The following is a 14385-nucleotide window of genomic DNA, read 5'->3' as shown; positions in this document are numbered from 1 at the left end:
TGATCTTTGCCCATCGGAGGCAGGCGGCAGCAGCCATCGACAACTCGACCTGGTCACGGTACGCGCGGCTGCGCCATTCGGTCAAACCGGCTCCGCGTCACCCCGTTCTGTACACAGCCTGTGGACAACAACTTGAACCACGCGGGTCGGCCTGACTACCGTGGATGAACTCCGGTTCCTTTCCTTCCTGCCTGCCGGGCCTCACCCGACCCGACCCATCCCGTCCCGAGAAGCACACATTCGTGGGACATGCGAGAGAGCGTGCCTTGTGGCTGACGTACCTGCCGATCTTGCCGCAGTGTGGCCACGAGTGCTGGAACAACTCCTCGGGGAGGGCCAGCAGGGCATCGAGCCGAAGGACAAGCAGTGGATCGAGCGCTGTCAGCCCCTGGCACTCGTCGCCGACACCGCCCTGCTGGCCGTACCCAACGAGTGGGGCAAGCGAGTCCTGGAGGGCAGGCTCGCCCCGCTCATCAGTGAGTCGCTGACCCGGGAGTGCGGGCGCCCGATCCGGATCGCGATCACCGTCGACGACTCCGCGGGCGAGCCTCCTGCCCCGCCCGCACCGCCGATGCACCAGCACCAGGGCCAGCAGTCCCACCGCTACCAGGGACCGCAGCACGACGAGCCCTCGCGCAACGACGGGTACGACAGCTACGGCCCGCGGCCCTCCGACGACGGGATGCCGACAGCACGGCCCGCCTACCCGGAGTACCAGCAGCACCGCCCCGCGCCCGGTGCCTGGCCCCGCGCCCAGGAGGACCTCTCCTGGCAGCCCCGGCACGGCGGCTACCAGGACCGCGACCCGTACGCGAGCCCCCGCCCCCAGCAGCCGCAGCACGACTACCGTCCGCAGCCGCAGGAGCACCAGGGCTACGAGCAGCAGCGGGACGGCCGCGACCGCCGCGATCTGCAGGACCAGCAGCCCCAGCACCGCCAGAGCGGACCCGGGACCGGGAGGGCCGGCGGCGGCGGCCCCATGGGAACGCAGTCCGCGCCCCCTCCGGGTACGGGTGAGCCGCACGCCCGGCTGAATCCGAAGTACCTCTTCGACACCTTCGTCATCGGCGCGTCGAACCGCTTCGCGCACGCCGCGGCCGTGGCCGTCGCCGAGGCCCCCGCGAAGGCGTACAACCCCCTTTTCATCTACGGGGAGTCGGGGCTCGGCAAGACCCACCTGCTGCACGCCATCGGGCATTACGCACGGAGCCTCTACCCGGGGACCCGGGTGCGCTACGTGAGTTCCGAGGAGTTCACCAACGAGTTCATCAACTCGATCCGCGACGGCAAGGGCGACACCTTCCGCAAGCGCTATCGCGACGTGGACATCCTCCTGGTCGACGACATCCAGTTCCTGGCGAGCAAGGAGTCGACGCAGGAGGAGTTCTTCCACACCTTCAACACGCTCCACAACGCGAACAAGCAGATCGTGCTGTCCTCGGACCGCCCGCCCAAGCAGCTGGTGACTCTCGAGGACCGGCTTCGCAACCGCTTCGAGTGGGGGCTCACCACCGATGTGCAGCCGCCGGAGCTGGAGACGCGGATCGCGATCCTCCGTAAGAAGGCCGTGCAGGAGCAGCTCAACGCCCCGCCGGAGGTGCTCGAGTTCATCGCGTCCCGCATCTCGCGCAACATCCGCGAGCTGGAGGGCGCGCTCATCCGTGTGACCGCCTTCGCGAGCCTGAACCGGCAGCCGGTGGACCTCGGTCTGACCGAGATCGTGCTCAAGGACCTGATCCCGGGAGGCGAGGACTCGGCTCCCGAGATCACCGCTCCCGCCATCATGGCGGCGACCGCGGACTACTTCGGGCTGACCGTGGAGGATCTCTGCGGATCCTCGCGCAGCCGAGTCCTCGTGACCGCGCGCCAGATCGCCATGTACCTGTGCCGTGAGCTGACGGATCTTTCCCTGCCCAAGATCGGCGCCCAGTTCGGCGGGCGCGACCACACCACGGTGATGCATGCCGACCGGAAGATCCGGGCCCTCATGGCGGAGCGGCGCTCCATCTACAACCAGGTCACCGAGCTGACGAACCGCATCAAGAACGGCTGACGGCCGGCACCGCGACCGGCCCGCCCAGCGCGCCCGAAGGCGCCCCACGAGGAACGCACGACGTCCTCCGTGGGGCGCCTTTCGTCGTCAGGAGCCTCCGAGAGCGGCTCCAGGAGCGTCCCTGGGGAGCGCCGGAGGCCTCCGAGGACGGCTCCCGGGCGGCCCACGCAGTCGCTCCCAGCCCACTTTTCAGGCCTTCAGGAGGCCCGGTTCCGTGTGGGGTGTTCGAATACGTGCCGCTGACCAGCGCTTCTCCACAGAAGATCGAGGAATCCGGCGTCCACAGCCTGGGGACTGTGAAGTTGTCCAGATTGCGTCCACAGGGGCGGCTGTCGATACTCCATCAGGCCAGGTCACGTGCCTGGGGATTTGTGGTCAACGATGATCCACAGCCTGTGGACAGATTTTTCGTCCACAGGGTCGCGATGATGTTGTCCACCGGCGGCCCACAGGCGGGCCCCGGTTGTCCCCAGCTTCTCCACACCCCTGTCCACTGTTCGGCAACCCGACACCGCCTTTCACTGCCGAGAGTGAAAGGCGTCACACGAGGGGGGTCGGTTGAGCTGTGGGGAACGTGGGTAAAGCTGGGGACAGCCCTGGGGAGAAGTCACCCAGCCCTGTGCATCGGGTGTGCAGAACTTTCGCGTGTCCACAGAAACGCGCGGTTGTCCACCGGTGCCACCCACAGGTTCGGTGGACAAAAAACAGCTTCTGACCTGCGCAGACGACGTTATCCACGGTTTCCACAGGGCCTACTACTACTACCACTCAGAGTTAGCCAGGAATCAGCTTCGAAGTGGGGCCTGTGCACAACTCGAGCAGCGAGCTCGGCCGAGCTCTTGGCGCGACTTGACCCCGAGCAGCAACGAGTGTCGGCGCCGTACGTCAGACTGGACCCCGGCGGTCTCCCCAGCCCCTTGGCGAGGAGCCCCTGTCAGACGACGAAGGCCAGCAGGGCGAGCGAGCAACAGCAGGAGGCGGTTCCGGTGAAGATCCGGGTGGAGCGCGATGTACTCGCGGAGGCGGTGGCCTGGGTGGCCCGCAGCCTCCCGGCCCGTCCGCCGGCGCCCGTTCTCGCGGGCCTTCTGCTGAAGGCTGAGGACGGCGCCCTCAGCTTCTCGAGCTTCGACTACGAGGTCTCGGCCAAGGTCTCGGTGGACGCGGAGATCGAGGAGGACGGCACGGTGCTCGTCTCCGGCCGGCTCCTCGCCGACATCTGCCGTGCCCTGCCCAACCGGCCGGTGGAGATTTCCACAGACGGTGTACGGGCCACCGTGGTCTGCGGCTCCTCGCGGTTCACACTCCACACCCTGCCTGTGGAGGAGTACCCGGCACTGCCGCAGATGCCGACCGCGACGGGCACCGTCCCGGGTGAGGTCTTCGCTTCCGCCGCCGCCCAGGTGGCGATCGCGGCCGGGCGTGACGACACCCTCCCCGTCCTGACCGGCGTCCGGATCGAGATCGAGGGCGAGACCGTCACCCTCGCGTCGACCGACCGCTACCGCTTCGCGGTCCGCGAGTTCCTGTGGAAGCCGGAGAACCCCGACGCCTCGGCCGTTGCCCTGGTGCCCGCCAAGACGCTCCTGGACACTGCCAAGGCACTGACCAGCGGTGACACGGTGACGCTGGCGCTGTCCGGCTCCGGCGCGGGCGAAGGTCTCATCGGCTTCGAGGGCGCAGGGCGCCGCACGACCACGCGGCTGCTCGAGGGCGACCTCCCGAAGTACCGGACGCTCTTCCCCACCGAGTTCAACTCGGTCGCGGTGATCGAGACGGCCCCGTTCGTCGAGGCCGTCAAGCGTGTGGCCCTCGTCGCCGAGCGCAACACCCCGGTGCGGCTCAGCTTCGAGCAGGGCGTGCTGATCCTCGAGGCCGGGTCCAGTGACGACGCACAGGCTGTGGAGCGCGTCGACGCCGTGCTCGAGGGCGACGACATCTCGATCGCCTTCAACCCGACCTTCCTGCTGGACGGGCTCAGCGCGATCGACTCCCCGGTCGCCCAGCTCTCCTTCACGACGTCGACCAAGCCGGCTCTGCTCAGCGGCCGGCCGGCCGTCGACGCGGAGGCCGACGACGCCTACAAGTACCTGATCATGCCGGTCCGCCTCTCCGGCTGATCCGGCGGTCGTTCCTGTCATGGCAGTGTCCGGCGGGCAGGCTCAGCGCAGAGCGGGCCCACCGTGCTGCACCCCGCCGTGCTGCCCCGGCCGGGCGTAGGCTCGGTCCTGGGTACGAATCGGCACAACGCTTAAGGAATCTCTGATGGAGCTCGGTCTCGTCGGCCTCGGCAAGATGGGCGGCAACATGCGCGAGCGCATCCGCCGCGCAGGGCACACGGTCATCGGTTACGACCGCAACCCGGACGTCGCCGATGTCCACAGCCTCGAAGAGCTTGTGGGCAAGCTCAAGGGCCCGCGCGTCGTGTGGGTGATGGTCCCGGCGGGCGCCGCGACCCAGTCGACCATCGACGAGCTGGCCGATCTGCTGTCCCCGGGCGACGTCGTCGTGGACGGCGGGAACTCCCGCTGGACGGACGACGAGAAGCACGCCGTCGAGCTGGGGATCAAGGACATCGGCTTCGTCGACTGCGGTGTCTCCGGCGGTGTCTGGGGCCTGGAGAACGGCTACGCCCTGATGTACGGCGGCACCGAGGAGAACGTCGCCAAGGTCCAGCCGGTCTTCGACGCGCTCAAGCCCGAGGGCGACTTCGGCTCCGTCCACGCGGGCAAGGTCGGCGCCGGCCACTTCGCCAAGATGGTCCACAACGGCATCGAGTACGCCATGATGCAGGCTTACGCCGAGGGCTGGGAGCTCCTGGAGAAGGTCGACTCCGTCACCGACGTGCGCGAGGTCTTCCGCTCCTGGCAGGAGGGCACGGTCATCCGTTCCTGGCTGCTCGACCTCGCGGTCAACGCGCTGGACGACGACGAGCACCTCGACCAGCTCCGCGGGTTCGCCGCGGACTCGGGCGAGGGCCGGTGGACGGTCGAGGCCGCCATCGACAACGCCGTGCCGCTGCCCGCGATCACCGCGTCCCTGTTCGCGCGCTTCGCCTCGCGACAGGACGACTCGCCGCAGATGAAGATGATCGCCGCGCTGCGCAACCAGTTCGGCGGCCACGCGGTCGAGAACAAGAAGTAGCCCGCAGCACACAGCCGCGGACAGCCCGCGGCACGGCGGCACACAGCAGAGCACAGTCGGAAGGGTCGGCGACCATGCACGTCACGCATCTCTCGCTGGCCGACTTCCGCTCGTACGCCCGGGTCGAGGTTCCTCTCGACCCGGGCGTCACCGCGTTCGTGGGGGCCAACGGCCAGGGCAAGACCAACCTCGTGGAGGCCGTCGGCTATCTCGCCACGCTCGGCAGCCACCGGGTCTCGTCCGACGCCCCCCTGGTGCGGATGGGTGCGGAGCGCGCCGTCGTGCGGGCCGCGGTCACCCAGGGCGAGCGCTCGCAGCTGATCGAGCTCGAGCTCAACCCCGGCCGCGCCAATCGGGCCCGTATCAACAGGTCGTCGCAGGTCAGGCCGCGCGACGTCCTGGGGATAGTGCGGACGGTGCTGTTCGCACCGGAGGACCTGGCCCTGGTGAAGGGCGATCCGGGTGAGCGCCGGCGCTTCCTGGACGAACTGATCACGGCGCGCTCCCCCCGTATGGCCGGGGTGCGTTCCGACTACGAGCGGGTGCTCAAGCAGCGCAACACCCTGCTGAAGTCCGCGGCGATGGCCCGCAGGCACGGCGGCCGTTCGATGGACCTGTCCACCCTGGACGTGTGGGACCAGCATCTGGGCCGGGTGGGGGCCGAACTGCTGGCGCAGCGGCTTGATCTGATCGCTACCCTGCAGCCGCTGGCGGACAAGGCGTACGCGGACGTCGCCCCGGGCGGTGGCCCCGTGACGCTGGAGTACCGCAGCTCCGTCGGCGCCGACGTGGAGCCCGCGCGGACACGCGAGGAGCTGTACGAGCAGGTGATGGCGGCGCTGGTGCAGGCACGCAAGCAGGAGATCGAGCGCGGGGTGACGCTGGTGGGCCCGCACCGCGACGACCTGGTGCTGGGCCTGCGCGGAATGCCGGCGAAGGGCTACGCGAGCCACGGGGAGTCCTGGTCGTACGCCCTGGCGCTGCGGCTGGCCTCCTACGATCTGCTCCGCACCGAGGGCAACGAACCGGTGCTGGTGCTCGACGACGTGTTCGCCGAGCTGGACGCGCGACGCCGCGAGCGGCTGGCGGAGCTGGTGGCCCCGGGTGAGCAGGTGCTGGTGACGGCCGCCGTGGACGACGACGTGCCGGGTGTGCTGGCCGGAGCGCGGTACGCGGTGTCCGCCGGGGAGGTGGAGCGGCTGTGAGCGGTTCGGAGGAGCAGGGCGGCCCCTCGCGGGGGTCCGCGAAGCCGCCGGAGGCGTCCGGGGTCGATCTGGCCCGCGTGGCCCTGCGCGCGGCGAAGGAACAGGCCCGGGCCCGGGGGGCGGCGGTGCAGCAGAAGAATCAGGCGCGGCGCGGTGGCGGTCTGCGGTCGGGCGCGCGCTCCGACGGCCGGGATCCGCTGCCGCTCGGGTCGGCGGTCAGCCGGCTGATCACCGAGCGGGGCTGGGAGACCCCGGCGGCTGTCGGCGGTGTGATGGGCCGCTGGCCGCAGATCGTAGGTGACGATCTGGCCAATCACTGCGTGCCGGTGCGGTACGACGATGATCCGGCCGAGCGGGTCCTGACCGTGCAGTGCGATTCGACGGCGTGGGCGACGCAGCTGAGGCTGCTGGCCCCGCAGCTGGTGGCCCGGCTGAACACGGATCTGGGCCATGGCACCGTACGGATGATCAAGGTAATGGGCCCGGGGGGTCCGCAGCGCAGATTCGGCCCTCTCCGTACGCCCGGAAGCAAGGGTCCCGGCGACACCTACGGCTGAGCAGGGCTTTTCCTCGCCCGGCGGCGCAGGGCGCCAACGCGCGCGAGGAAGGGCCGAGGATGGTGCATCCGCTTCTGCCCTGCTTTGCCTCCGGCATGGCGTTTCCGGTTTGTCCCCCTATGTTCGACTTCGCGTCGCGCGGGGGGCGAGAGGCGTCCCTCACCGTAGCCGGAGGTTGACAGGCCGAAGCGCACAAAGCCCTCGTGAGCCCCTCGGGGGCCCTTCCTGAATATGGGGAGTCGTCAACCGCTCATTCAGGGCGGCACATGCGTACTCAGGCACCGGCAAACCCCCATTCATGTCAGAGCTACCGGTAGACTGGTGGACAATCCCGCTTCCTCGCGGGAGTCGTCGATACAAGCCGAACGACGCAGCCGCTCCCGCCTGCCGGAGAACGGCCTGTGCTGTGCCAGAAAGGGCGCTTCGTGGCCGATTCCGGCAACCCCAACGAGAACATTCCGTCCACGGCCGGCGAGGTGACCGCCTCGTACGACGCCAGCGCGATCACCGTGCTCGAGGGCCTGGACGCGGTCCGCAAGCGACCCGGCATGTACATCGGGTCCACCGGTGAGCGCGGTCTCCACCACCTCGTGCAAGAGGTTGTCGACAACTCGGTCGACGAGGCGATGGCCGGGCACGCGGACACCATCGACGTCACGATCCTCGCCGACGGCGGGGTGCGCGTGATCGACAACGGCCGCGGTATCCCCGTCGGGATCGTGCCGTCCGAAGGCAAGCCGGCCGTCGAGGTCGTGCTCACCGTCCTGCACGCGGGCGGAAAGTTCGGCGGCGGCGGCTACGCCGTCTCCGGTGGTCTGCACGGCGTCGGCGTCTCCGTCGTCAACGCCCTGTCCACCCGGGTCGCCGTCGAGGTCAGGACGGACGGCTACCGCTGGACCCAGGACTACAAGCTCGGTGTCCCGACCGCTCCGCTGGCGCAGAACGAAGCCACGGAGGAGACGGGTACGACCGTCACCTTCTGGGCCGACGGCGATGTCTTCGAGACGACCGACTACTCCTTCGAGACGCTCTCGCGCCGATTCCAGGAGATGGCGTTCCTCAACAAGGGACTCACGCTCAAGCTCACCGACGAGCGGGAGTCGGCGAAGGCCACGGCCGGCGCCGACAGCGCCGAGGTGGTCGACGTCCCCGACGAGGAGTCGACCCGCACGGTCACGTACCACTACGAGAACGGCATCGTCGACTTCGTCAAGTACCTCAACTCCCGCAAGGGCGAGCTCATTCACCAGTCGGTGATCGACATCGAGGCCGAGGACAAGGAGCGACTCCTCTCGGCCGAGATCGCCATGCAGTGGAACACGCAGTACACGGAGGGCGTCTACTCCTTCGCCAACGCGATCCACACGCATGAGGGCGGTACGCACGAGGAGGGCTTCCGTGCGGCGCTGACCTCGCTGGTCAACCGCTACGCGCGCGACAAGAAGCTGCTGCGCGAGAAGGACGACAACCTCACCGGTGAGGACGTCCGCGAGGGCCTGACGGCGATCATCTCGGTGAAGCTGGGCGAGCCCCAGTTCGAGGGTCAGACGAAGACCAAGCTGGGCAACACCGAGGCGAAGACCTTCGTCCAGAAGGTCGTCCACGAGCAGCTGACGGACTGGTTCGACCGGAACCCCAACGAGGCCGCCGACATCATCCGCAAGGGCATCGCGGCGTCCACGGCCCGGGTCGCGGCCCGCAAGGCCCGTGACCTGACGCGGCGCAAGGGGCTCCTGGAGAGCGCCTCGCTGCCCGGCAAGCTGAGCGACTGCCAGTCCAACGACCCGACGAAGTGCGAGATCTTCATCGTCGAGGGTGACTCCGCCGGTGGTTCGGCGAAGTCCGGCCGCAACCCGATGTACCAGGCCATCCTGCCGATCCGCGGCAAGATCCTGAACGTCGAGAAGGCCCGTATCGACAAGATCCTGCAGAACACCGAGGTCCAGGCGCTGATCTCGGCCTTCGGCACCGGGGTCCACGAGGACTTCGACATCGAGAAGCTCCGCTATCACAAGATCATTCTCATGGCGGACGCCGACGTCGACGGCCAGCACATCAACACCCTGCTGCTGACCTTCCTGTTCCGCTTCATGAGGCCGCTGGTCGAGTCCGGGCACGTCTACCTCTCGCGCCCGCCCCTCTACAAGATCAAGTGGGGCCGTGACGACTTCGAGTACGCGTACTCGGACCGCGAGCGCGACGCCCTGGTGGCGCTGGGCAAGCAGAACGGCAAGCGCATCAAGGAAGACTCGATCCAGCGCTTCAAGGGTCTCGGCGAGATGAACGCCGAGGAGCTGCGCGTCACCACCATGGACATCGACCACCGTGTGCTGGGCCAGGTCACGCTGGACGACGCGGCTCAGGCCGACGACCTGTTCTCCGTGCTGATGGGCGAGGACGTCGAGGCGCGGCGCTCGTTCATCCAGCGCAACGCCAAGGACGTCCGCTTCCTCGACATCTGAGTCGGCCGAACAAGGTGGAGGGTCCGGCCCTCCAAGCCGCAGCGCGAAAGGACTTTGACCAGCAATGGCCGACGAGAACACCCCTGTGATGCCCGAAGAGGAGCCCGCCGTCCCGGGCGTGGGCATGCGTGTCGAGCCCGTCGGGCTCGAGACGGAGATGCAGCGCTCCTACCTCGACTACGCGATGTCCGTCATCGTGTCGCGTGCCCTCCCCGACGTGAGGGACGGTCTGAAGCCCGTCCACCGACGGGTGCTGTACGCGATGTACGACGGTGGCTACCGGCCCGAGAAGGGCTTCTACAAGTGCGCCCGCGTCGTCGGTGACGTCATGGGTACGTACCACCCGCACGGCGACTCCTCGATCTACGACGCGCTCGTGCGACTGGCGCAGCACTGGTCGATGCGCATGCCGCTGGTGGACTCCAACGGCAACTTCGGTTCCCCGGGCAACGACCCGGCCGCGGCCATGCGGTACACCGAGTGCAAGATGATGCCGCTGTCCATGGAGATGGTCCGGGACATCGACGAGGAGACCGTCGATTTCAAGGACAACTACGACGGCCGCAACCAGGAGCCGGTCGTTCTGCCGGCCCGGTTCCCGAACCTGCTGATCAACGGTTCGGCAGGCATCGCGGTGGGCATGGCCACCAACATTCCGCCGCACAACCTGCGCGAGGTCGCCGCCGGTGCGCAGTGGTACCTGGAGAATCCGGAGGCTTCGAACGAGGAGCTCCTGGACGCCCTGCTGGAGCGGATCAAGGGCCCCGACTTCCCGACGGGCGCGCTGGTCGTCGGACGCAAGGGCATCGAGGAGGCGTACCGCACCGGACGCGGCTCGATCACGATGCGCGCGGTGGTGGCGGTCGAGGAGATCCAGGGCCGGCAGTGCCTGGTCGTCACGGAGCTTCCGTACCAGACCAACCCCGACAACCTCGCGCAGAAGATCGCCGACCTGGTGAAGGACGGCAAGGTCGGCGGCATCGCGGACGTCCGTGACGAGACGTCCTCGCGCACGGGCCAGCGGCTGGTGGTCGTGCTGAAGCGCGACGCCGTCGCCAAGGTCGTGCTGAACAACCTCTACAAGCACACCGATCTGCAGTCGAACTTCGGCGCGAACATGCTGGCGCTCGTCGACGGTGTGCCGCGCACGCTGTCGATCGACGCCTTCATCCGCCACTGGGTGACGCACCAGATCGAGGTCATCGTCCGGCGTACGAGGTTCCGCCTGCGCAAGGCCGAGGAGCGGGCGCACATCCTGCGCGGTCTCCTCAAGGCGCTGAACGCGATCGAAGAGGTCATCGCGCTCATCCGCCGCAGCAACACCGTGGAGATCGCGCGTGAGGGCCTGATGGGCCTGCTGGAGATCGACGAGATCCAGGCGAACGCGATCCTGGAGATGCAGCTGCGCCGCCTGGCCGCCCTGGAGCACCAGAAGATCACCGCCGAGCACGACGAGCTCCAGGCGAAGATCAACGAGTACAACGAGATCCTCGCGTCGCCCGGGCGGCAGCGTCAGATCGTCAGCGAGGAGCTGGCGGCGATCGTCGACAAGTTCGGCGACGACCGGCGCTCGAAGCTGGTGCCCTTCGACGGCGACATGTCGATCGAGGACCTCATCGCCGAGGAAGACATCGTCGTCACCATCTCGCGCGGCGGTTACGTCAAGCGCACCAAGACGGACGACTACCGCTCGCAGAAGCGCGGCGGCAAGGGCGTACGCGGCACGAAGCTCAGGGAAGACGACATCGTCGACCACTTCTTCGTGTCGACGACGCACCACTGGCTGCTGTTCTTCACGAACAAGGGCCGGGTCTACCGGGCCAAGGCGTACGAGCTGCCGGACGCCGGCCGGGACGCGCGTGGCCAGCACGTGGCGAACCTCCTGGCGTTCCAGCCGGACGAGCAGATCGCACAGATCCTGGCCATCCGCGACTACGAGGCGGCGCCCTACCTGATCCTGGCCACCAAGGGCGGCCTGGTGAAGAAGACGTCGCTCAAGGACTACGACTCCCCCCGCTCCGGCGGCGTCATCGCGATCAACCTGCGGGAGACGCAGGACGGCAGCGACGACGAGCTGATCGGCGCCGAACTGGTGTCGGCCGAGGACGACCTGCTGCTCGTCAGCAGGAAGGCACAGTCGATCAGGTTCACCGCCACGGACGACGCGCTGCGCCCCATGGGCCGCGCCACCTCCGGCGTCAAGGGCATGAGTTTCCGCGAGGGCGACGAACTGCTCTCGATGAATGTTGTCCGGCCCGGTACGTTCGTGTTCACTGCCACCGACGGTGGGTACGCGAAGCGGACCGCTGTCGACGAGTACCGCGTCCAGGGTCGTGGCGGTCTGGGCATCAAGGCTGCCAAGATCGTCGAGGACCGCGGTTCGCTCGTCGGCGCGCTGGTGGTGGAGGAGGCGGACGAGATCCTCGCCATCACGCTCGGCGGTGGTGTGATTCGTACGCGAGTCAATGAAGTCAGGGAGACGGGCCGTGACACCATGGGCGTCCAACTGATCAATCTGGGCAAGCGTGATGCCGTCGTCGGCATCGCGCGCAACGCCGAGGCCGGTCGTGAGGCCGAAGAGGTCGACGGGACCGATGAAGCCGAAGGCGCCACGGTCGAGGCCCATGCCGAGAACGTGGTCGAGGGCACAGTCGAGGGCACGGCGCCTTCGGCCGGGGAGCACGAGGAGTAGAGCGTGAGTGGAGCCACGGGCGCCGGTTCGGCCGCTTCCGAAGCCGGCGCGAACGGCGCCCGTGGCTCTGCCACGGACTCCCAAGGGGGCACTGTGACGGACACTCGGGGACCTCAGCCGCAGTACGAGGGGTACGCGACCGGGCCTTTGCCCGGCGAGCGGGAGCCCGCACCGGGCCAGGCAGGGCCGTATCACCCGCCCCAGGCGTACCAGTCGCCTGGGGGCGGTACGCAGGGCGGAGGAACACAGGGCGGCGTGCAGGGCGTCGGGGGCGCGCAGGCGACCCGGCTGCCCCGCACGGGGGCGCGGACCACTCCGCGTACCCGGAAGGCGCGTCTGCGGGTGGCGAAGGCCGATCCGTGGTCGGTGATGAAGGTCAGCTTCCTGCTCTCCATCGCGCTCGGCATCTGCACGGTGGTCGCGGCCGCCGTCCTCTGGATGGTGATGGACGCGATGGGTGTCTTCTCCACCGTGGGCGGCACGATCAGCGAGGCCACCGGATCCAACGAGAGCAACGGCTTCGATCTGCAGTCGTTCCTGTCGCTGCCGCGGGTGCTCATCTTCACCTCGGTCATCGCGGTGATCGACGTGGTGCTGGCCACCGCGCTGGCGACGCTGGGCGCGTTCATCTACAACCTGTCGGCCGGCTTCGTGGGTGGCGTGGAGCTCACGCTCGCCGAGGACGAGTAGGGCGACGGGTATCGATTTTGGGACTGGCCCCGACGTGCGCTAATCTTCAGAAGTCAGCGCAACAGCGCGGCGGGGCTATAGCTCAGTTGGTTAGAGCGCATCCCTGATAAGGATGAGGCCACAGGTTCAAATCCTGTTAGCCCCACCAGCACGAAGGCCCCCCACCGGTAACGGTGGGGGGCCTTCGGCGTCCGTGGGTGGCACCGGCCGACCGGTGCGTCTTCCGGGAGCTCCGTGAGCGTCGTGACGGCTTCTCGCTCACGGCCGTGAGCCCTGGCCGGCTCCTGGGCCCCGTCGGGTGCGGGCCGTCCGGCGGGCTCGCACCGTCCGCCCGCCCGTCCGCCCGTCCGCCCGTCGCCCGTCGCCCGTCGCCCGTCTGTTCTCCTGTTCTCCGGGCATGAAGAAGGCCCCCGCCGGAGAACCGGACCAGGGGCCTGGAGGGCGTGTGCGGCGCGCTCACGGTGGCAGCGGGGAGGAGTTCCCGGCCGGTGCGGCGCCGTGGGCGGAGCGGGTGCTGTTCGTCGCGTGGACGGCTTCGGTGGCGTCCGCGGGCAGCTGGCGGGTGGCCGGGGAGGAGCCGTGCGCCTCGGCGCGGATGCGCTGCTTCATCGTGGGTGGCAGCGCCCTGTCACGCGGAAGGGTCCATCGCACCGACGGCGGCGTCGCGGTTGCCGGTGTCACGCCCGTGTGCTCGTGGCTCGTGACCGTCGGCTCCGCGGCCGTGGCCTGGGCGGTGGCGAGGCCCAGCGACGCGAGAATCGCGAAGAAGGCGGTGACGAAGGCGGTCCAGATGCTCTTGGCCCTGATGGTGCTCATGGCCCCTCACTTTCAGGTGGTCCGGTTTGCTTACCTTTCCGATGATGTGGATCGGGCCCCTGGAATCCGGGACCGACGCCCCCGGTGCGCCGATCTTCCGATGAACACCACTCTTATGGTTCAACCGGCTCGAAGAAGCTGCTCCGAGGGTGGCGGACGGTCCCGAAAGGCGTCCGGAAGGGGCGGCGGCCGGGTTCCGGGGAGGTCACCGATCGGTATCGGCCGGTGTGTATAGTCGGGCGGCAGAAGTCCCTTACGTCAAGGAAAGACGAGGTCGCGCGGTGAAGAAGCTTCTCCTGGTCGCACTGGCCGCCATCGGCGGGCTCCTCGTGTACCGCCAGATCCAGGCGGATCGCGCCGAGCAGGATCTGTGGACGGAGGCGACCGACTCCGTGCCCGCAGGTTCAGGTGTGTGAGACGGAACAGTCTGCTACAAGCCCCGGCCGCCGAGCGGCCGGGGCTTCGTGCTGTCCGGGGCCCGTTGTTGCGTGACCGTGACGGCCGAACCCTTGAGTTCACCTGAGCAAATCACTAGCTTGCATGAGCAAAGCAAGAGTGGAAAACGGGTGACCGAGGGGGATTCGGTGGGCGTACGGACGAGGGCGGGAACACACCGTCGTACGGCGAGAGCGGCGATCGTGACCGGCGGAGCGCTGTTCGCGCTGGTGGCGGGGGTGCTGCCCGCAGGTGCCCCCGCGCACGGCGGGCGCCCCCCCCCCCCCCCCGGCCCCCCCCCCCCCCCCCCCCCCCCCACAGGGGTGAGCAGGAC

Annotated in this window: 10 protein-coding genes and 1 tRNA gene; 10 read left to right on the top strand and 1 reads right to left on the bottom strand. The window is 68.6% G+C overall.

Annotated features, from left to right (window positions below; all coding sequences use genetic code 11):
- Nucleotides 1–268: 268 nt before the first annotated feature.
- From dnaA to ACFUNE_RS17455, 9 genes are all read left to right on the top strand, one after another.
- Entirely contained in the window at nt 269–2053 is a 1785-nt protein-coding gene (gene dnaA / locus ACFUNE_RS17495; protein ID WP_383568068.1) for a chromosomal replication initiator protein DnaA, read from the top strand.
- Nucleotides 2054–3039: 986 nt separating this feature from the next.
- Nucleotides 3040–4170 (top strand): DNA polymerase III subunit beta, encoded by a 1131-nt coding sequence (gene dnaN / locus ACFUNE_RS17490; RefSeq protein ID WP_356709447.1) that lies wholly within the window; start codon nt 3040–3042, stop codon nt 4168–4170.
- 145 nt (nt 4171–4315) lie between these two features.
- Nucleotides 4316–5194 carry a phosphogluconate dehydrogenase (NAD(+)-dependent, decarboxylating) gene (gene gnd, locus ACFUNE_RS17485; RefSeq protein ID WP_124277886.1) on the top strand — a complete coding sequence of 293 codons (879 nt, stop codon included), beginning with the start codon at nt 4316–4318 and terminating at the stop codon, nt 5192–5194.
- Between the two features lie 74 nt (nt 5195–5268).
- Nucleotides 5269–6399: a DNA replication/repair protein RecF gene (gene recF / locus ACFUNE_RS17480; RefSeq protein WP_383568064.1), complete on the top strand. Its 1131-nt coding sequence runs from the start codon at nt 5269–5271 to the stop codon at nt 6397–6399.
- Nucleotides 6396–6956: a DUF721 domain-containing protein gene (locus tag ACFUNE_RS17475; RefSeq protein ID WP_383568061.1), complete on the top strand. Its 561-nt coding sequence runs from the start codon at nt 6396–6398 to the stop codon at nt 6954–6956. Before recF ends, ACFUNE_RS17475 begins: the two co-directional genes overlap by 4 nt.
- A gap of 401 nt (nt 6957–7357) precedes the next feature.
- Nucleotides 7358–9418, top strand: a complete 2061-nt coding sequence (gene gyrB, locus ACFUNE_RS17470; protein ID WP_383568058.1) for a DNA topoisomerase (ATP-hydrolyzing) subunit B — start codon at nt 7358–7360, stop codon at nt 9416–9418.
- A 64-nt stretch (nt 9419–9482) separates the two neighbouring features.
- A complete protein-coding gene (gene gyrA, locus ACFUNE_RS17465; protein ID WP_383568055.1) occupies nt 9483–12110 on the top strand; it encodes a DNA gyrase subunit A in 2628 nt (875 codons plus the stop codon).
- 93 nt (nt 12111–12203) lie between these two features.
- Nucleotides 12204–12800, top strand: a complete 597-nt coding sequence (locus ACFUNE_RS17460) for a DUF3566 domain-containing protein (protein ID WP_383568052.1) — start codon at nt 12204–12206, stop codon at nt 12798–12800.
- Nucleotides 12801–12871: 71 nt separating this feature from the next.
- Nucleotides 12872–12948, top strand: a tRNA-Ile gene (locus ACFUNE_RS17455).
- A 308-nt stretch (nt 12949–13256) separates the two neighbouring features.
- On the opposite strand, the gene ACFUNE_RS17450 is transcribed toward ACFUNE_RS17455, so the two are convergent.
- Complete coding sequence (locus tag ACFUNE_RS17450; protein ID WP_383568049.1) at nt 13257–13616, bottom strand: DUF6344 domain-containing protein; 360 nt, start codon at nt 13614–13616, stop codon at nt 13257–13259.
- A gap of 281 nt (nt 13617–13897) precedes the next feature.
- Between ACFUNE_RS17450 and ACFUNE_RS17445 the strand changes: the two genes are divergently transcribed.
- Nucleotides 13898–14032, top strand: a complete 135-nt coding sequence (locus ACFUNE_RS17445; protein WP_003958712.1) for a DLW-39 family protein — start codon at nt 13898–13900, stop codon at nt 14030–14032.
- The last annotated feature ends 353 nt before the right edge of the window (nt 14033–14385 follow it).

The sequence above is a fragment of the Streptomyces sp. NPDC057287 genome (assembly GCF_042667905.1).
Lineage (GTDB): Bacteria > Actinomycetota > Actinomycetes > Streptomycetales > Streptomycetaceae > Streptomyces.
The sequence above is the reverse complement of the archived record's forward strand: the minus strand, read 5'-3'. Positions and strand labels throughout refer to the sequence as shown.